The sequence below is a fragment of the Streptomyces sp. NBC_00247 genome, assembly GCF_036188265.1.
In the GTDB taxonomy this organism is placed as follows: Bacteria; Actinomycetota; Actinomycetes; order Streptomycetales; family Streptomycetaceae; genus Streptomyces.
Window position 1 is genome coordinate 32742 of sequence record NZ_CP108093.1, and the last position, 17154, is coordinate 49895.

14 protein-coding genes and 1 pseudogene are annotated in these 17154 nt (G+C 73.7%); 9 read left to right on the forward strand and 6 right to left on the reverse strand.

Annotated elements, in window-relative coordinates:
- Window positions 1-133 precede the first annotated feature (133 nt).
- The 7 genes and pseudogenes from OHT52_RS00135 to OHT52_RS00165 form a co-directional block, all read left to right on the forward strand.
- Window positions 134-769 (forward strand): sigma-70 family RNA polymerase sigma factor, encoded by a 636-nt coding sequence (locus OHT52_RS00135; RefSeq protein ID WP_328717998.1) that lies wholly within the window; start codon window positions 134-136, stop codon window positions 767-769.
- A gap of 91 nt (window positions 770-860) precedes the next feature.
- Window positions 861-1088 (forward strand): hypothetical protein, encoded by a 228-nt coding sequence (locus OHT52_RS00140; RefSeq protein ID WP_328717999.1) that lies wholly within the window; start codon window positions 861-863, stop codon window positions 1086-1088.
- 238 nt (window positions 1089-1326) lie between these two features.
- Entirely contained in the window at window positions 1327-2574 is a 1248-nt protein-coding gene (locus tag OHT52_RS00145; RefSeq protein ID WP_328718000.1) for a lycopene cyclase family protein, read from the forward strand.
- A gap of 7 nt (window positions 2575-2581) precedes the next feature.
- Window positions 2582-3340 (forward strand): class I SAM-dependent methyltransferase, encoded by a 759-nt coding sequence (locus OHT52_RS00150; protein ID WP_328718001.1) that lies wholly within the window; start codon window positions 2582-2584, stop codon window positions 3338-3340.
- Between the two features lie 59 nt (window positions 3341-3399).
- Entirely contained in the window at window positions 3400-4899 is a 1500-nt protein-coding gene (locus OHT52_RS00155) for an FAD-dependent oxidoreductase (RefSeq protein WP_328718002.1), read from the forward strand.
- A 216-nt stretch (window positions 4900-5115) separates the two neighbouring features.
- Window positions 5116-6201 carry a branched-chain amino acid aminotransferase gene (locus OHT52_RS00160; protein ID WP_328718003.1) on the forward strand — a complete coding sequence of 362 codons (1086 nt, stop codon included), beginning with the start codon at window positions 5116-5118 and terminating at the stop codon, window positions 6199-6201.
- 144 nt (window positions 6202-6345) lie between these two features.
- Window positions 6346-6561, forward strand: a pseudogene (locus OHT52_RS00165) (transposase); the annotation flags it as partial.
- Between the two features lie 44 nt (window positions 6562-6605).
- Here the strand turns inward: OHT52_RS00165 and OHT52_RS00170 are convergent.
- The 5 genes from OHT52_RS00170 to OHT52_RS00190 form a co-directional block, all read right to left on the reverse strand.
- Window positions 6606-7379 carry a hypothetical protein gene (locus OHT52_RS00170; RefSeq protein WP_328718004.1) on the reverse strand — a complete coding sequence of 258 codons (774 nt, stop codon included), beginning with the start codon at window positions 7377-7379 and terminating at the stop codon, window positions 6606-6608.
- A 186-nt stretch (window positions 7380-7565) separates the two neighbouring features.
- A complete protein-coding gene (locus tag OHT52_RS00175) occupies window positions 7566-8591 on the reverse strand; it encodes a DUF5914 domain-containing protein (RefSeq protein WP_328718005.1) in 1026 nt (341 codons plus the stop codon).
- Window positions 8588-9643: a phytoene/squalene synthase family protein gene (locus OHT52_RS00180; RefSeq protein WP_328718006.1), complete on the reverse strand. Its 1056-nt coding sequence runs from the start codon at window positions 9641-9643 to the stop codon at window positions 8588-8590. Before OHT52_RS00180 ends, OHT52_RS00175 begins: the two co-directional genes overlap by 4 nt.
- Entirely contained in the window at window positions 9630-11186 is a 1557-nt protein-coding gene (locus OHT52_RS00185; protein ID WP_328718007.1) for a phytoene desaturase, read from the reverse strand. The genes OHT52_RS00180 and OHT52_RS00185 overlap by 14 nt, the downstream gene beginning before the upstream one ends.
- Window positions 11183-12670 carry a polyprenyl synthetase family protein gene (locus OHT52_RS00190; RefSeq protein ID WP_328718008.1) on the reverse strand — a complete coding sequence of 496 codons (1488 nt, stop codon included), beginning with the start codon at window positions 12668-12670 and terminating at the stop codon, window positions 11183-11185. The genes OHT52_RS00185 and OHT52_RS00190 overlap by 4 nt, the downstream gene beginning before the upstream one ends.
- Window positions 12671-13064: 394 nt before the next feature.
- Here OHT52_RS00190 and OHT52_RS00195 point away from each other — a divergent pair, with 394 nt between their 5' ends.
- Both OHT52_RS00195 and OHT52_RS00200 read left to right on the forward strand, forming a co-directional pair.
- A complete protein-coding gene (locus OHT52_RS00195; RefSeq protein ID WP_328718009.1) occupies window positions 13065-14633 on the forward strand; it encodes an SDR family oxidoreductase in 1569 nt (522 codons plus the stop codon).
- Window positions 14634-14777: 144 nt separating this feature from the next.
- A complete protein-coding gene (locus tag OHT52_RS00200) occupies window positions 14778-16157 on the forward strand; it encodes a cryptochrome/photolyase family protein (protein ID WP_328718010.1) in 1380 nt (459 codons plus the stop codon).
- A gap of 83 nt (window positions 16158-16240) precedes the next feature.
- Here OHT52_RS00200 and OHT52_RS00205 read toward each other — a convergent pair whose 3' ends face one another.
- Window positions 16241-17089 (reverse strand): DUF1206 domain-containing protein, encoded by an 849-nt coding sequence (locus tag OHT52_RS00205; protein ID WP_328718011.1) that lies wholly within the window; start codon window positions 17087-17089, stop codon window positions 16241-16243.
- Window positions 17090-17154: the final 65 nt, after the last annotated feature.

The window sequence follows — 17154 nt, forward strand, 5'->3', positions numbered from 1 at the left end:
GGTTGTCTGGCGCCGATGGAACACCCCGGCTCCGGCGAGCCGTTGGCGTTCCTGGCCGGGCGGCGGTGCGGTCTTTACGGCCTTCCGCCGCCCGGACTCCGGGCTTCCCGGGTTCCTGAGGAGGAGGACACCGATGACCGCAGTCGACGTACCGGTGGGGCATCGCGCACCGGAGGGCCTGGTCCGCCCGCCCGCCGAGGAGCGTAGCGAGGACGAGGAGCACGCCGCAGCAGAACTGGCGGATGGACTTCTCCGGGGCGACGCGGAGTCCTTCGCACGGATCTTCCGTCGGTGGGGAACCCTGGTGCACACGCTGGCCGCGCGTTCCCTCGGCGATTCCCGGGAGGCGGAGGACGTCACCCAGCAGGTGTTCCTGGCCGCGTGGCGGGGGCGCGCCGGCTACCGCCCGGAGCGGGGACCGCTGCCCGGGTGGCTGGTCGGCATCACCCGGCGCAAGATCGCCGACGCCCTGGCCGCCCGTACCCGGCGCGGCGAACTGGCCTCCGCGTCCGCCGCGCGGGAACAGGTGCGCGGCACCGAGGGAGGCGGGCCGGAGGCCGTGCTCGACCGGGTCCTGGTCGTCCAGGAGCTGGGCAAACTCCCCGCCGTGCAGCGGCACATCCTCTGCATGGCCTTCTTCGACGACCTCACCCAGGTGCAGATCGCCGAGCGGACCGGCCTGCCCCTGGGAACCGTCAAGAGCCATGCCCGCCGGGCCCTGGCGCGGATGCGCCGGTCGCTCACGGCGGCCGCGCCGGAGATGCGCTGACGCGACGTCACCCCGTGAGAGCGCGTGGAAGACCGTCCGAGTGCGTCCGGCCGGTGCCCCCGAGGGGAAGCAGGTCCTGAGGGAGGTGCACATGGCGCACCATGTCCACGAGGACGACCTGACGGAACTGGCTCTCGGTCACCGGTCCGCACATGACGGCCCCGTAGTCGCGCACCTGCGCCGGTGCGCGGACTGCCGAGCCGAGTTCGAAGCGCTCGGGGCCGTGGTGGCGGCCGCCCGCGCGGTGACGGCCGCCGACCTTCCCCTTCCGCCGCCGCAGGGGGTGTGGGAGGCGATCAGCGCCGAGATCGGTGGATGAGGGCGGGGCACGCGCGCGCAGAAGCACCTCCGCGCGCGTCCGACGCGCGACACCCACGCGTCGGATGCGTCCGGGAGCGCTCCGGCTGCGCGAGTATCGGCGGGAGCACCGGTGCGGCCGCGGAGCACGCCACGCGCCGCTGTGACCGGTGCGCCCATGTCCCGCCCGTGCGCCGTCCCGTGGACGGCAGGAAGCCACCCGCCCGTCCACCTTTTCCCGGAGGAGAGAGCGTCCCCCCTTGACGTACGCCGACGTGGTCATCGTGGGTGCCGGAGCGGCCGGTCTGTCGCTGGCGTACCGGCTGTGCGCGCCGGACGGGCGAGTGCCGCTCTCCGTGCTCCTGGTCGACGCTCCGCCCGGGCCGCTCCGCCCGCCGCCGCGCACCTGGTGTTTCTGGGAGGAACCGGACGGCGAGTTCGACGCGGCGCTGTCCGCCTCCTGGCAGCGGCTGCGGGTGCGCGCGGCCGACGGCTCGCCCACGGTGGCGGTGCCGTCGCCGCTCCGGTACAAGATGCTCCGGTCCGACGCGTTCACCGCGCTGGTGGAGAGTCGCCTGGCGACAGCCGTGGGTTTCGGACGCGTCGAACTGACCGTACGGGCGGTGCGCGACGCGGCCGGGGGCGGCGGTGAGGTGGTCGGCGAGGACGCCCGGGGCCGTCGAACCGTGGTGAGGGGGCGGTACGTCTTCGACTCGCGTCCGCCCCAGCAGCTGCCGGCGGCCCGGACCACGCTGCTCCAGCACTTCACCGGCTGGTTCGTCCACACCGAGCGGCCGGTGTTCGATCCGGACACCGCCGACCTGATGGACTTCCGGACCCCCCAGCCGCGCCACGGTCTCTCCTTCGCCTACGTGCTCCCGCTGGACGCGCGCACGGCCCTCGTGGAGTACACGGAGTTCTCCCGCGACGCCCTCGAACCGGCGGCATACGAACGGGCGTTGGACCATCACCTCGGTGAGGTGCTCGGCGCTTCGCCCTACCGGGTGTCCGCGACCGAGCACGGCGTCATCCCGATGACGGACGGCCGCTTCCCGCCGCGCGTCGGACGGTCGGTGTTCCGCATCGGTACCGCGGGCGGTGCCACCCGGCCCTCCACCGGCTACACCTTCAGCGCGGTCCAACGTCAGAGTCGGTCGCTGGCGGCGGCGCTGCGCGCCGGGGAGCCACCGCGGACACCGTCCCCCTACCGCGCCCGGTCCCTCGCCATGGACGCGGTCATGCTGCGGGCGCTGGACGCCGGTCGGGTGGACGGCGCCGCCTTCTTCACCGGCCTCTTCCGCTCGGTGCCCCCCGCACGCCTGCTCCGTTTCCTGGACGGATCGGCCCCACTGCGCGAGGAGTTGCTGGTGGGACTGCGCACCCCGGTCGTCCCGATGCTCAGGACGGTCGCCGAACTGCCCTTCCGCGCCCGCCGGCCCGCCCCCGATCCGCCCGTCTCCTCCATCCCCCTCCCCCTCCCCAACCCGCACCCCTCCGATGAGGAATGACCGCACCATGACCCTGCTGCACGACGCCGAGTTGTCCTCCGCGTTCGATCACGCCTCCCTCGCCTACGACCGTCTGGTGGCGGCCAACCCCGGCTACCACGCCCATTTGCGGCGCTCCGCCCGCCGCCTCGGACTGCCCCACGGCGGTGCGGGGCTGCGGGTACTCGACCTGGGGTGCGGTACGGGGGCCTCCACCGCCGCTCTGCTGTCCGCCGCCCCGTACGCGGAGATCGTGGCCGTCGACGCCTCCGCGGGCATGCTCGCGCAGGCCGCCGCCAAGGAGTGGCCCGCCCATGTCAGCTTCGTACACTCCCCGGTGGAGGCGCTGGCGGACACCCTTCGGGCGGACGGGAACGGCGGCTCCGTCGACCGCCGTTTCGACGCGGTGTTCGCCGCCTATCTCTTCCGCAACGTCACCGATCCGGACACCGTCCTCACCTCGGCCCGCGAACTCCTCATGCCGGGAGGGCGGTTGGCGGTGCACGAGTACGCCCTGTCGGAAGGGCGGGCGCACCGGGCCCTGTGGAATTCGGTCTGCCGCTCGGTGGTGATGCCGCTGGGCCGGGCCGCCGGGGACGGGGAGCTCTACCGTCATCTCTGGCGCAGCGTGATCGCCTTCGACACCGCGCCCGTGTTCGCCGAACGGGTCGGCCGGGCCGGCTTCGAGGAGGTGCGGGTGCTGCCGCTGCCCGGCTGGCAGACCGGCATCGCCCACACCTTCGTCGCCCGGGCTCCGCGCCGTTCCGGGGACCGGGGCACGGCGTGAGGCGGTCGGGCGGTCGGGTCCCGGACGGCCGGCGGCACGGTCGTGACCGACGGGCCGAGGTGCTCCGGGCCCCGGAGGGCCGTGCGCGGTTCGACGTCGGGGCCCCGGAGGTGGCGGTGATCGGCGGCGGTATCGCCGGACTCGCCGCGGCCACCCTGCTGGCCGAGCGGGGCGCGCGGGTCACCCTCCACGAACGGGAACCCACCCTCGGCGGGCGGCTCGCGGGGTGGTCCACCGAGCTGGCGGACGGCTCCCCGGTCACCATGAGCCGGGGCTTCCACGCCTTCTTCCGTCAGTACTACAACCTGCGCGGGCTGCTCCGCCGGGTGGACCCCGGGCTGGAGTCGCTCACCGCCGTGCCGGACTACCCGCTGCGGCACAGCGACGGGATGTACGACAGCTTCGCGCGGGTACCGCGCACCCCTCCGCTCAGCGCGATGGGGTTCGTCGCCCTCAGCCCTTCCTTCGGGGCGCGCGATCTGCTGCGGATGAACCCGCGCGCCGCGCTGCCGCTGCTCGACGTGCGCGTCCCCGAGGTCTACGAGCGGCTGGACACGGTCAGCGCCCGCGACTTCCTGGCGCGTGTCCGCTTCCCGGAGGCGGCGCACCACCTGGCCTTCGAGGTGTTCTCGCGAAGCTTCTTCGCCGATCCGGGCGACCTCTCCGCCGCGGAACTGGTCCTGATGTTCCACATCTACTTTCTCGGCTCCAGTGAGGGCCTGCTCTTCGACGTACCGGCGGAGCCGTACCCGCAGGCGCTGTGGGACCCGCTCCACGGATATCTGGAGAAGCACGGGGTGCGGGTGCGGACCGGTTCGACGATGGAGAGCGTGACCCCCGCCCCGGACGGCGGGCTGGACGTCACGGCGGACGGCCGCACCCACCGCCGGGACGCGGTGGTGCTGGCACTCGACTCCGGCGGGCTGCGGCACCTGGTGGCGGCCTCTCCCGGACTCGGCGACGGCCGGTGGCGCGGCAGGGTGGCACGGCTGCGCACCGCCCCGCCGTTCCTGGTGTCGCGACTCTGGCTGGAGCGGCCCGTGGCGGCCGACCGCCCGGGCTTCCTCGGCACCAGTGGGTACGGCCCGCTGGACAACGTAAGCGTCCTGGAGCGCTGGGAGGGCGAGGCTCTTCGGTGGTCCCGCCGCACCGGCGGCTCGGTGGTGGAGCTGCACGCGTACGCGGTGGCACCGGACGCGGACCGGGCAGCCGTACAGGCCGAGCTGGTAAGCCAGTTGCACCGGGTCTACCCGGAGACCGCGGGTGTCCGGGTGGTGGACTCCCGGCACGAATGGCGGGCGGACTGCCCGCACTTCCCCGTGGGCGGCTACCGCGACCGTCCCGCCGTACGCACACCCCACCAGGCCGTGGTCGTCGCGGGCGACCTGGTCCGCACCGAACTGCCGGTCGCCCTCATGGAACGGGCCGCCACCAGCGGGTTCATGGCCGCGAACGCCCTGTTGGCCGACTGGGGGGTGCGGGGTCAGACCCTGTGGACGGTGCCGCGCGGCGGACGATCGGTGGTGCTGCGCCAACTCGCCCGACTGGGAACGGCGTAGTCCCCTCCGCCCGGTCCGCCCCGCATCTCGGCCGACCTGCATCCCGGCTGGGCCGGCACACGGGGCGGAGAAGGCGCGCGGCGGCTCACCGGGCGGGGGCCGGACCGGTCGATCCGGGCGAATTTCGGGGTGTGCCGGACGAGTTGGGTGTGCCACCGATTGAGACGCCCCGCCATCTCTTCCGGGGGCAAAGGAGTATGTCGTTAGGATTCGGCGATGACCACCGACTTCCCTCTCTTCCGGACCACGAAGCCCACCCCCGAGGCCGAGCGCGAGAACATCCTCGCCGCACCGGGGTTCGGCCAGTACTTCACCGATCACATGGCCTCGGCGGTGTGGACGTCGGCGGACGGTTGGCAGGACCGAAAGATCGGTCCGCTGGAGCCGTTTTCGCTGCATCCGAGTGCGGCGGTTCTGCACTACGGGCAGGAGATCTTCGAGGGGCTGAAGGCCTACCGCCACGCGGACGGCAGCGTCTGGCTGTTCCGGCCGGAGGCCAACGCCCGGCGCTTCGCCCGCTCCGCCGAGCGGCTCGCGCTGCCCCAGCTGTCCGTGGAGGATTTCCTCGCCAGCATTGAAGAGTTGGTGCGTGCGGACGAGCCCTGGGTTCCCGTGTCCACCGGAGAAGAGAGCCTCTATCTGAGGCCGTTCATGTTCGCCTCCGAGGTGTTCCTGGGCGTGCGGCCCGCCGCACAGGTGACCTATTCGGTGATCGCCAGCCCTGCGGGCCCCTTCTTCGCCTCGGGCATCGAGGGTGTGACCCTGTGGATCAGCAGCAAGTTCACCCGCTCGGCCAAGGGCGGTACCGGAGAGGCCAAGTGCGGCGGCAACTACGCCGCGAGCCTCGCCGCGCAGGTCGACGCGAAGCAGCACGGCTGTGACCAGGTGATGTACTTGGACAGTGCGGGAGATAACACACTGGAGGAGTCCGGCACCATGAACGTGTGCCTGATCACCGCGGACGGCCGGCTGGTCACCCCCGCACTCGGCACCATTCTGGAAGGTGTCACCCGTGACACGGTCCTGACTCTGGCGGGCGACCTCGACCTGGTCCCCGAGGAGCGGCCGATCACCCTGGGCGAGCTCCGGTCAAGGGCCGCCGACGGCAGCATCACCGAGGTGTTCGCGGCCGGCACGGCCGCGGTGATCACTCCGATGGTCGGCTTCAAGGGCGAGGGCTACGAGTTCACCATCGGAGACGGTACGCCCGGCAAGCACACCCTGGCCATGCGTGAGCATGTTCTGGACATTCAGTTCGGTCGTACCGAGGACAAGCACGGCTGGATGCGGCGCGTTCTCTGAGCCCGCATCACGGTGGACGGTTGCGCGGATCTTCGGGACGCGGTGGTGACGGCGCTCGACTCCAGCGGGCTTGGGCAAGTGGCGGCGGCCCGCCCCGGAGTCGGAGCACACTGGGTGACGCGACAGGCCGGTTCGGCTGCGCACCACGTCATGCAGCACCTGCTCCACCGGGCGACATGGGACGCCGACGCGATCCGTGACGACGTACGCGCCTACGTGGTCGAGCACCTGCGCGACACCGAGGCGGTGCTCGTGGTCGACGAGACGGCCGATCCGAAGAAGGGCACCGCGACCGTCGGCGTCCAGCGTCAGTGCGCCGGCACGGCCGGCCGCGTCGAGAATGCCCAGGTCGCCATCCATCCATGAAGATCACGATCTGCGGCTGGAGTACCAAGAGCTGCCCCTCAGCGTCCCCGATACCTCCGTCGCTCGATGGAACGCAGTCCGGGAACGGCTCGAACTCGCGCCAGAATCCTCATGAGTTCGAACTGGGACTCCTTGGTGAGGAGCGAAGGGTTCTCCTCCAGCATCAGTCTCACGTCGTCCCTGATCTGTTGGGGCGTGCGCCTTACGAGCGCACCTGACTCCGAGGAGCTGTCACTCTCCTCGATCCGTTCCCCTCGCAGAACCCTCAACTGCTCCTCGCTGAACAGCCTCCGCATCAACGCTGCGCCACGTCGTGCCGACCCCCATTCGCTGTCCATGCTCACTCGGTCCTCGCCACGTCCGGTGTCGCCCTCCCCCGAGGTTTCCCAGGAATCGGAACCGGTCGGGACGAGCGGCTCGGCGGTCTCGTCCTTGTTGTCGCTCTTGGGGGTACGGGCGAACTTGCCGCGCGTCGACTCCACGAACGGACGGGCCTGACCGTCCCACCATCGCTTGAGGCGTGGCGCGCTCCACTGCACGAACGTGACGAGCATGACCAAGAGTGCCAGCACCTCCTCCACGTCCAAACGCTCCGGTTCCTCGGGTTGCGCCCCGCAGTGGCACTCGTGCGCGCACGGAGACAGCGGGTCGGTGAACGAGTACTCCTGGTGGTGAGGATCGTCGGGGACGAACGTGGCGTGCCCGACAAGGTGCATCTCTTCGTCGTACAGGTTGTGGTGGAGCCCACCGTCTTTCGACTGCCCGGGAGTCAGCCCGTCGGCATACTCGAAACTTCCACGAACACTGACCATGTGCTGTTCCCCCAAGAAGTGGATGCCGAACGGATCCCGACCACATCGCCCCCGGCTCGTCCGGGCACCGGGCACGCAGCCAGGTGGCGGACGCGGCTGGGCCCCCGGCTCGTGCCCAACTGTACTGACGGGCACCAGCGTCGGGCATCGGTGGTCAGCGGCGACGGATACCCTCGGGTCGCTCCCTCACCCAGGGAACCGGCCGCTGCTGCGCAGCTCCCAGCGGCGTTCGGCGTACGCCAGGTCGTCGCGCCAGAGCCGCCCGGCCGAGGCCCTCATGAGCGGTCGCAGCAGCGGGGCCGCCGCGCGGGCGACGGCGAAGCCGCGCCGGTCGGAGGCGGCGACGACCGCCTCCACCACGGCGGTGCGCGGCCGGCCGCTCGCGTCGGCGCCGAGCGGGGTGGCGTGGCTCTCGACGACGGAGCCCCGGCCCTCCCCCTCGGTGATGTGCATGACGACGGTACGGGGTTCGGGCGCCGTGAACACGGCGCGTACGGGCACCACGACGCGGCCCGCCACCTTGAAGGAGACGTCGACCGCGAATCCGTCCCGGCCGTCCCCGGCGTCGCCGCCGGGGACGTCGAGCACGGTCAGGTCCACGAAGGAGTACGGGTGGAACCAGGCGCCGTGCCAGGGGTCGAGGCGGTTGGCGACGACGTCCTCGGGTTCGCAGGTGCCGAAGCCCTCGTACACCGCGTCGACCGCCGTCGAAGGCACCGGGCGTTCGGGGACCACGGGCCTCTCCAGCGGGGTCTCGCCGCCCACTTCGTCGAGCCGTACCCAGGCGAGGACTCCGTCGTCGTGGGCGGGGTAGGGCTCCCATCCGGCGAACGGCTCGCCGTTCAGGGCGAGTCCGTGCCAGTGGCAGACGAGGGTGCCGCAGCGGACCGGGCTGTCCCGCAGCGGTGCGCCCAGATGCGGGCAGGCGCCGGGACCGGCGCGCAGGCGGCCCGAGGCGTCGCGCCAGGCGACGACCTCGGTGCCCCGGACGGTCCGGCCGAAGGAGCGGCCGGGTGTGATGCGGCGGGAGGCGCCGATGACGTACCAGTTGCCGGAGGGTCGGCTCAGCGCGTGCTTGAGGGCGCCCGCGATGAGGGCGGGCCGGGCCTCGCGCCAGGTGGGGCGCTGCCGTTCCCACGGTACGGGGTCGCGGCGCAGCCGCAGGGGAAGGCGGCCGCGGCGGCCGGGCCCGTCGGCCTGTGGGGGTGTCATGCCGCGTCCTTTCGACCGGCTCCGGTGACGGCCGGGTCGTGGTGCGGCCGGCCGGCCCTGGGGGCGTCCGACACCGGGAGGGGGCGGGACCGGACGGATCGTCGCGGCGCGGCGGTGGTGCGGAGCGCCGAGCGGGCGGCGAGGGCGCGTACCAGGCCGTCCAGGGCGACCGTGGCGCGGCGGGCTCGGGAGACGACGGCGCGCCGGTGAAGCGAGGCGTAGCCGTCCGCCTCGATGGCGTCGAGGATGCCGCCGTACAGCACGAACGCGGTGCGGATGCAGGGACGCGACTCGGGGGCGAGCAGGGCGATGCCGGGCAGCGCCCGCCGGTAGATCTCGCGGTTGTACGCGGCGGCGGCCCGCAGGGCCGACGTGATGCGTGGGTCGCGAACGCCCGACGCCCGGCTGTGCAGCAGGAGTTCGCGGTCGACGCCGTGCGCGGCGAGCAGGTCGGCGGGGAGGTAGACGCGGCCCCGGTCGAGGTCCTCGCCGACGTCCCGGAGGAAGTTGCTGAGCTGGAAGGCGACACCCAGGTCGGCGGCGTACGGGGCGGCCTCCTCGCGCGGGACGACGGTACCGAGGACGGGGAGCATCTGGAGGCCGATCACGGCGGCCGATCCGTGGGTGTAGCCGCCGAGTTCGTCCCAGGACGCGTACTCGGTGACCGTGAGGTCGCTGCGCATGGAGGCCATGAAGTCGGTGAAGTGGCGGTGGTCGATGCCGTACACGTCGGCGGTGTGGACCAGTGCCCGGATCACCGGTTCGCCGGTGGCGCGGTGCGCGAGGCCCTCGGCGAGCCGCTCTTCGAAGGCGAGCAGCGCCCGCGCGCGGTCCCCGGGCGCGGCGTCGGTGTTCAGGTCGTCCACGATGTCGTCGGCCCGGCGGGCGAAGCCGTAGAGGGCGTGGACGGCGGGGCGGCGGTCGGCGGGGAGCAGCCGGGTGGCGAGGAAGTACGTCCTGCCGTGGCGTGCGTTGAGCCTCCGGCAGGTGGCGTACGCGGCGCGCAGGGCGGGGTCGTGGATGGCTGCCGCGTCGAGTTCACGGGCGGTCATGCGGGGTGCCTTTCGGTACGGGGCGCGGGGTGGTCGCGGTGGCCGGCCGGGGCCGCACGGACGAGGGCGGACCGGTGATCCGGGCGGCGGCGAGCTTTCCGGAGATGAGGACGGTCGGCACGCCGACGCCGGGGGTGGTGCCGCAGCCGGCGAGTACGGCGTTGGTGGTGCCCCGCACGAGGTTGCGGGGCCGGAAGGGGCCGGTCTGCGGGAAGGTGTGGGCGGCCGAGAACGGGGTTCCGGCGGCGTGCCCCTGGGCGGTCCAGTCGACCGGGGTGACCAGGCACTCTTCCTCGATGGCGGCGCCGAGTCCGGCGAGGCCCCGGCGTTCCAGCTCGGTCAGCAGGCTGTCCCGGTAGCGGGGTGCCAGCTCGTCCCAGGTGCGTGTGCAGGGGCCGATGTCGGTGTTCGGGCACGGGGCGAGTACGTAGTGGAGGTGCTTGCCGGGCGGTGCGAGCGCCGGATCTCCGGCGGTGGGGCGGGTGATGAGCAGCGACGGGTCGCTCATCAGGGAGCCGGTGCGGGTGAGTTCGTGAAAGGTGCCCTTCCAGGCCCGGCCGAACGAGAGGGTGTGGTGGGCGAGTCCGGGCCAGGTGCGGTCCGTTCCGGCGTGCAGGACGACGGCGGACGGCGAGTGCCGCAGCCCGCCCGGTCGGCGGGGGGTACGGCCGAGCAGCCGGTAGCTGACGGGCAGGTCCGGGGTGAGGACGACCGCGTCGCACGGGATGCGGCCCCGGTCGGTGACGACGGCGGTGACCCGGTCGCCTGAGCGCTCCAGGCTGCTGACGGACTCGCCGTAGCGGAACGCGGCACCGGCCTCCGCGGCGGAGTCCGCCAGCGCCCGGGGCAGGGCGTGCATCCCGCCGCGTGGGAAGTACACCCCGGCGACCGTGTCCATGTAGGCGATGACGGCGTACGCGGCGAGCGCCCGGGCCGGGGGCACCCCGGCGTACAGGGCCTGGAAGGAGAAGACGCGGCGCAGCCGTTCGTCGCTCAGGTAGCGGCCGATCCGCGCGTCGAGCCGGCCGAAGCCGCCGAGTGCGGCGAGCCGGGCCAGGTCCGGGTGGAGGAGCTGGAGCGGCGAGTCGAAGTTGGCGTCGATGAAGCGGCGCATCTGGACGGCGTAGAGGCGTTCCAGCCACCGTCGCAGACGGCGGTAGCCGAGCGCTTCGTGGCCGCCCGCGAACTCCTCCACGGCGGCCTCCATCGCGGCCGGTTCGGTGTGCACGTCGAGGGTGGAGCCGTCGGCGAACCAGGCGCGGTAGGCGGGGTGGAGCGGGATCAGGTCGAGCCGGTCGGCGAGCCGGTGTCCGACGGCGGCGAAGGCCTCCTCGACGAGGTCGGGCATGGTGAGCACGGTGGGGCCGGTGTCGATGCGGTAGCCGCCGCGCTCCAGCAGCCCGGCGCGTCCGCCCGGTGTGGGGTCGCGCTCGACGACGGTGACCCGCCGCCCGGCGCCGAGCAGATGGAGGGTCGCCGACAGGCCGGCGAGGCCGGCGCCGATCACCACGACGTGGTCGGTGCGCCCGGGGACGGTCCTCATCGGGTGGTGTCTCCTTCGGAGCCGGGGCCGTGGCCGAGGCCGAAGCCGGGTGCGGACGGTGGGACGGGAGGCCCGGACCGCGGCGGGGTGCGCCCGCCCGCGGCCTCCCGCAGCAGCAGGCGCAGCTGCCGGGCGCCCTCCGGGTGGAGTCCCGCGAGGTCGAGGCGGGCTTCGGCCTCCGCGGCGAGCCGGTCCGCCCGGTGTTCGACGGCGGCGCGCGCGCCGCTCCGGGTGAGTGCGTCCCGTACCCGGGCGAGCCCTTCGTCGGTGAGGGCGGGGTTGCCCACGCCGGCGTCCAGGACCGCGAGCAGGGCGGTGTCGCCCGCCGCCTCGGCGCGCTCCCGGGCGACGGCCACCAGGTAGGTGGGCTTGCCGTCGCGGAGGTCGCCGCCGGAGGGTTTCCCGGTGACGGCCGGGTCGCCGAACGCGCCGAGCAGGTCGTCGCGGAGCTGGAAGGCGGTACCGGCGCTCCGGCCGGCCGCGCAGAGCGCGGCGGTCGTTCGGTCGTCGGCGCCCGCCAGCGCGGCGCCCAGGGCGAGGGGGCGTTCCACGGAGTAGAGGGCGCTCTTGAGGCAGGCGGTCCGCAGGGCGTGCGTGGAGGTTCGGGTGACCGCCGCCTGTCCGTGCAGGTCGAGGTACTGGCCGGCCACCATCTCGGTGCGCATCGCCCGCCAGATCGTGAGGACCCGGCGCCGGGTGGCGGGGTCCGTCGGGACGGCGGCGACGGTGTCGTCCGCCCAGGCGAGCGCGAGGTCGCCGACGAGGACGGCGGCCGAGGTGCCGAACGCGGTGTCGGGGGGTCCGCCGGGGACGCTTGCCAGTTCGACGTGGACGGCGGGGCGGCCCCGGCGCAGCGGGGAGCCGTCCATCACGTCGTCGTGGACCAGGGCGCAGGTCTGGATGAGTTCGAGTGCGACGCCGAGGCGTAGCGCCGCGCCTGCGGCGTCCGCACCGCCGCAGGCCCGCATCGCCCACCAGAGGAAGCGGGGCCGGGCGCGTTTCCCGCCGCCGAGGGTGAAGTCCGCGACTCGCCGGGCCAGGTCCCGGGTGAAGACGTCGTCGATGGCGGATGCCTCGGCGAGGTGGTCCCGGAGCACCGTGCGGGCGGTACGCAGGACGGCTCCGGCCACGTCGGCGTCGACGGCTTCCACGGTCTCGACGGATTCGAGCGGGTCGAGGGGGGCGGCGGCTCGCGATCCGGGCCCTGGCGGCGCGGCGGCCGGGCCGTCCGGGTCGCGGCTGCCGCGCGTCCCGCCGGAGCCGTCGGCGGCCCTGCGGGGTCCGTCGTGCGTCCGGGTGTGGTCGCCGTCCGCCGGGTCGTCGTGCGCGCGGGCCGTCGCGCCGTACGGTTCCCGGGCGTCCGGACCTGCCGGCGCCCCCTCGGCGGGGCGGCGGGGCCGGTCGGGTGGCTGCGCGCCCCCGGAGGACCGATCCGACCGCCGGTGGTCGGCAGAGGCGGAAACCGCTGCCCGGGTGAGGCGCATCGCTGGTCCTTCTGGTCGCATCGGTCTCCGTACCGCTCGGGCGGGCCCCGCACCGCCGGGCCGGCGTGCCGGCGGTACGGGGTCCGTCGCGGGTCCGCGGTCTTCCGGACCCGTCGCGTCTCTTCCGCCGTCCCTCGTCCGGCGGATGCGGGTGGGCCCCGATCCGTGCCGGCGGTGTGCCGGTGCCGCGGGCCCCGGCTCCCGAGGGGATCACGCCGACCGGCCGGGCGGTGGCTGCCGGGGCCGGTGAGGAGGACTCCGGAGCGGCCCCGCGACCCATTCGGCCGTCCCGGACCGTGGCACGGTGCCTCCACCGGGCCCCGCCGGGCGGAATGCGGTAGGGGCGGGGACGGTGGAAGAGGAAGACCCGGATCGAACGCGAGGCGGAGGCGCCATGGAGACGGCCAAGGGGACCAGGGACGACGGGAAGGGCCTGCGCTGCCTGGTGACGGGGGCCACCGGCTACATCGGGGGCCGTCTGGTGCCGGAGCTGCTCCTCGCCGGCCACCGGGTGCGGTGCCTGGCGAGGACCCCCCAGAAGTTGCGCGACTATCCCTGGGTGGGCGAGGCGGAGGTGGTGCGCGGGGACGTCACCGATCCGGAGTCGCTGGACTCGGCGATGCGGGACATCGACGTCGCGTACTACCTGGTGCACGCGCTGGGTACCGGTCCGGGCTTCGAGGGGACCGACCGCAGGGCGGCCCGGAACTTCGGTGAGCGGGCCCGCGCGGCCGGGGTGCGCCGCATCGTCTACCTGGGGGGCCTCACCCCCGGGGACGTACCGGAGGACGAGCTCTCTCCTCATCTGCGGTCCCGTGCGGAGGTCGGCCGCATCCTGCTGGATTCGGGGGTGCCGACGACCGTGCTGCGGGCCGCCGTCATCATCGGTTCGGGGTCGGCGTCCTTCGAGATGCTCCGCTACCTCACCGAGCGGCTGCCTGTCATGGTCACCCCGAGCTGGGTGTCCACCCGGATCCAGCCGATCGGTGTCCGGGACGTGCTGCGCTACCTCGTCGGCTGCGCCCGGATGCCCGCGGACGTGCACCGCTCCTTCGACATCGGCGGGCCCGACGTCCTCACCTACCGGGTGATGATGGAGCGGTACGCCGAGGTCGGGGGCCTGCCGAAACGGCTGATCCTGCCCGTCCCGATGCTCACGCCCCGGCTGTCCAGCCACTGGATCGGGCTGGTGACCCCGGTGCCCCGGTCCATCGCCCGACCGCTCGCGGAGTCGCTGAGGTACGAGGTGGTCTGCCGCGAGCACGACATCGCGCGGTACGTACCGGACGGGCCGGGGCAGCCGTTCCCGTTCGACACGGCGCTCTCCCTCGCGCTCCAGCGGGTGCGGGACGCGAAGGTGACCACCCGGTGGTCCTCGGCCTCGCTCCCGGGCGCGCCGAGCGACCCGCTGCCCACGGACCCGGACTGGGCGGGCGGCAGCCTGTACGAGGACGTCCGGGAGCGGGACGTCGACGCTTCCCCTGCGGCGCTGTGGCGGGTGGTGGAAGGGATCGGGGGCGACAACGGCTGGTACTCGTTCCCGCTGGCCTGGGCGGTGCGGGGGTGGCTGGACCGGGCGATGGGCGGGGTCGGGCTGCGGCGGGGCCGCCGGGACGCCCACCGGCTCCGGGTGGGGGACTCGCTGGACTTCTGGCGGGTGGAGGAGATCGAGCCGGGCAGGCTGCTGCGGCTGCGGGCGGAGATGCGGGTGCCGGGGCTGGCCTGGCTGGAGATGTACGTCGAGAACCGGGAGGGCGGGCACTCCCACTACCGTCAGCGGGCGCTCTTCCATCCGCGCGGGCTGCTGGGCCACGCCTACTGGTGGAGCGTCTCGCCCTTCCACGCGATCGTCTTCGGCGGGATGGCCCGCAACATCGCCCGGGCCGCGTCCCGGCCCCCCGGCTCGGCCCGTGCCCGGGCCGAGACCGCGGCGGTGCGTCCGCGTCCTCGGGAACAGTCCTGAGCCCGAACAGCGGCCGGCGGCCCGGACGGCCGGTGCCCCGCGCCTCTTCGGGGGTGCGGCGCATCCGGACCGCCGAGCCGCGCGGAAGCACCGATCGCACCAGATGTCCCCGTTCCGGTTCCGATCCCGTCCAGGAGTAGCGCCATGACCGTCTCGGTCGTCCTGTTCACCTCCGACCTGCGGCTGCACGACCATCCGCCGCTGCGTGCCGCCTCGGCCGCGAGCGACACGGTGGTGCCGCTCTTCGTCCTCGACCGGCGCGTGGAGGGGGCCGGTTTCGCGGTGCCCAACCGGCGGGCCTTCCTCGCCGACTGCCTGCGGGACCTGGACGCCGGACTGCGCGAGCGGGGCGGGCGCCTCGTGATCCGTACCGGGGACGTGGCCGAGGAGGTCTGCCGGGTCGCCGCCGCGACGGGCGCCGCGGACGTCCACATGTCCGGCGGAGTCAGCGCGTACGCCCATGCCCGCGAGGAGCGGCTGCGCGGGGAACTGGAGTCGCAGGGGCGGAGGTTGCACGTCCATGACGCGGTGGTGACCGCCGTCGCCCCCGGGGCGGTACGGCCCACGGGCTCGGGAGCGGACCACTTCGCCGTGTTCACCCCGTACTTCCGGCGCTGGTCCCAGGAACGTCTGCGGGACCCCCTCACCCCGCCCCGCGCGCTTCGGGTGCCGGACGCCGCGCGCTCCGGCGAACTGCCGTCCCGGAAAGCGGTGTCCGGGGTTTCGCCCGGACTGGCGGAGGGCGGCGAGAAAGCGGGCCGGGCCCTGCTCACCGCGTGGCGCAGGGCCGGACTCGACTCGTACGAGGAGACGCACGACGACCTCGCGGGCGACGCGACCTCACGGCTCTCACCGCATCTGCACTTCGGCACGGTCTCACCCGCCGAGTTGGTCGGGCGGGCCCGCGGAGCGGGCGGCGCGGGTGCGGAGGCGTTCGTACGGCAGGTGTGCTGGCGGGACTTCCACTACCAGGTCCTCGCCGCGCGCCCGGCCGCCTCGCACGAGAACTACCGTACGCAGCACGACGACTGGCGGGACGAGAAGGAGGCGGGGGACGAGATCGAGGCGTGGCGGGAGGGGCGTACCGGCTATCCGGTCGTGGACGCCGCGATGCGTCAACTGCGCCACGAGGGCTGGATGCACAACCGGGGCCGGCTGCTCGCGGCGAGCTTCCTGGCGAAGTCGCTGTACGTGGACTGGCGGATCGGCGCGCGTCACTTCCTGGACCTGCTGGTGGACGGCGACGTCGCCAACAACCAGCTCAACTGGCAGTGGGTGGCGGGCACCGGGACCGACAGCCGCCCCAACCGCGTGCTCAACCCGGTGCGCCAGGGCCACCGTTACGACCCCGACGGGGCGTACGTACGCCGCTGGGTACCGGAGTTGGCGGGCATCGGGGGCGGGGCGGTGCACGAGCCGTGGCAGCTCCCCGAGCCGGAGCGCGCCGCGCTGGACTACCCGGCTCCGCTGGTCGGTCTGGCGGACGCGCTGGACCGGTTCAAGCAGGCGCGCGGCCTGGTCTGAGGGCGCGCCGCACAGGGGTCAGGGGACGGCCCCGCCGGTGGGTGGGGGTGCCCGGCGGGGCCGTGTCGGGGTGGACGGGGGTGTCAGACCTTGCGCCAGCGGGCGTTGGCCCAGGAGAAGACGCCGAAGGCGGCCAGTCCGAGGGCGATGAGCACGAGCAGCCAGGGACCGGCGGGGGTGTCGGTGAAGGAGCGGAGGGTGTCGTCCATGCCCTTGGCCTGTCCCGGTTCGTGCTGGACGGCCGCGGCGATGGCGAAGCCGCCCGCCGTGCCGAAGACGACGCCCCGGGCCGTTCCGCCGAACACGCCGACCGCGTCGACGGTCCGGCGGACCTTCTCCCCGGTACCGGACATGTCGAGGTGCTTGCGGAACTTCAGGGTCACCGCACGGAAGATCAGCCACAGACCGACGCCCACGACGACGGCTCCGGCGATCCCTACGAGCCACTGGCCGCCGGACCAGTCGAGGACCTTGGCGGTGACATCGTCGGTCCGCTTGTCACTCGACCCGCTGCCGCTGCCCTTGTCCCCGGCGGCGTAGGAGATCACGGAGTACGCGACGAAGGCGTAGAACACGCAGCGCCCGGCGGCGATGATCCGCTTCATGGGCTTCTGCCCGTCCGGCCCGGCCTGGCCGAACAGCGCCTCGGAGAGCCGCCAGAGCGCCATGCCCACGAGTCCGATGCCGAGCAGCCACAGAAGGACCCCGCCGAGCGGCTGCTCGGCCACTTTCTTCAGGGCGCCACCCCGGTCGGCCTGCTCTCCGCCGCCGCTGTCGCCCGGGAAGGCCACGCGCAGGGCGAGCACTCCGACGAGCAGGTAGATGACACCGCGCGCCACGAATCCGGCGCGCGCCGCCGTCTCGACCGCTTTTCCGGTGGCCCCGCTCCGGGCTTGTCCTCGTCCGCGTTCCGCTATCGCACTGGTCTCCATGGACCGACGGATGCCCCTGAACGCTGGATCAATGCCAGGGGTCCGGAAACCGGCGTCGCGCGGGC

What these genes read in the sequence shown, in the direction of transcription:
- OHT52_RS00135 (WP_328717998.1), top strand. Translation starts at nt 134, where the DNA reads ATGACCGCAGTCGACGTACCGGTGGGGCATCGCGCACCGGAGGGCCTG.
- OHT52_RS00140 (WP_328717999.1), top strand. Translation starts at nt 861, where the DNA reads ATGGCGCACCATGTCCACGAGGACGACCTGACGGAACTGGCTCTCGGT.
- OHT52_RS00150 (WP_328718001.1), top strand. Translation starts at nt 2,582, where the DNA reads ATGACCCTGCTGCACGACGCCGAGTTGTCCTCCGCGTTCGATCACGCC.
- OHT52_RS00160 (WP_328718003.1), top strand. Translation starts at nt 5,116, where the DNA reads ATGACCACCGACTTCCCTCTCTTCCGGACCACGAAGCCCACCCCCGAG.
- OHT52_RS00170 (WP_328718004.1), bottom strand. Translation starts at nt 7,379, where the DNA reads ATGGTCAGTGTTCGTGGAAGTTTCGAGTATGCCGACGGGCTGACTCCC.
- OHT52_RS00175 (WP_328718005.1), bottom strand. Translation starts at nt 8,591, where the DNA reads ATGACACCCCCACAGGCCGACGGGCCCGGCCGCCGCGGCCGCCTTCCC.
- OHT52_RS00180 (WP_328718006.1), bottom strand. Translation starts at nt 9,643, where the DNA reads ATGACCGCCCGTGAACTCGACGCGGCAGCCATCCACGACCCCGCCCTG.
- OHT52_RS00185 (WP_328718007.1), bottom strand. Translation starts at nt 11,186, where the DNA reads ATGAGGACCGTCCCCGGGCGCACCGACCACGTCGTGGTGATCGGCGCC.
- OHT52_RS00190 (WP_328718008.1), bottom strand. Translation starts at nt 12,670, where the DNA reads ATGCGCCTCACCCGGGCAGCGGTTTCCGCCTCTGCCGACCACCGGCGG.
- OHT52_RS00195 (WP_328718009.1), top strand. Translation starts at nt 13,065, where the DNA reads ATGGAGACGGCCAAGGGGACCAGGGACGACGGGAAGGGCCTGCGCTGC.
- OHT52_RS00200 (WP_328718010.1), top strand. Translation starts at nt 14,778, where the DNA reads ATGACCGTCTCGGTCGTCCTGTTCACCTCCGACCTGCGGCTGCACGAC.
- OHT52_RS00205 (WP_328718011.1), bottom strand. Translation starts at nt 17,089, where the DNA reads ATGGAGACCAGTGCGATAGCGGAACGCGGACGAGGACAAGCCCGGAGC.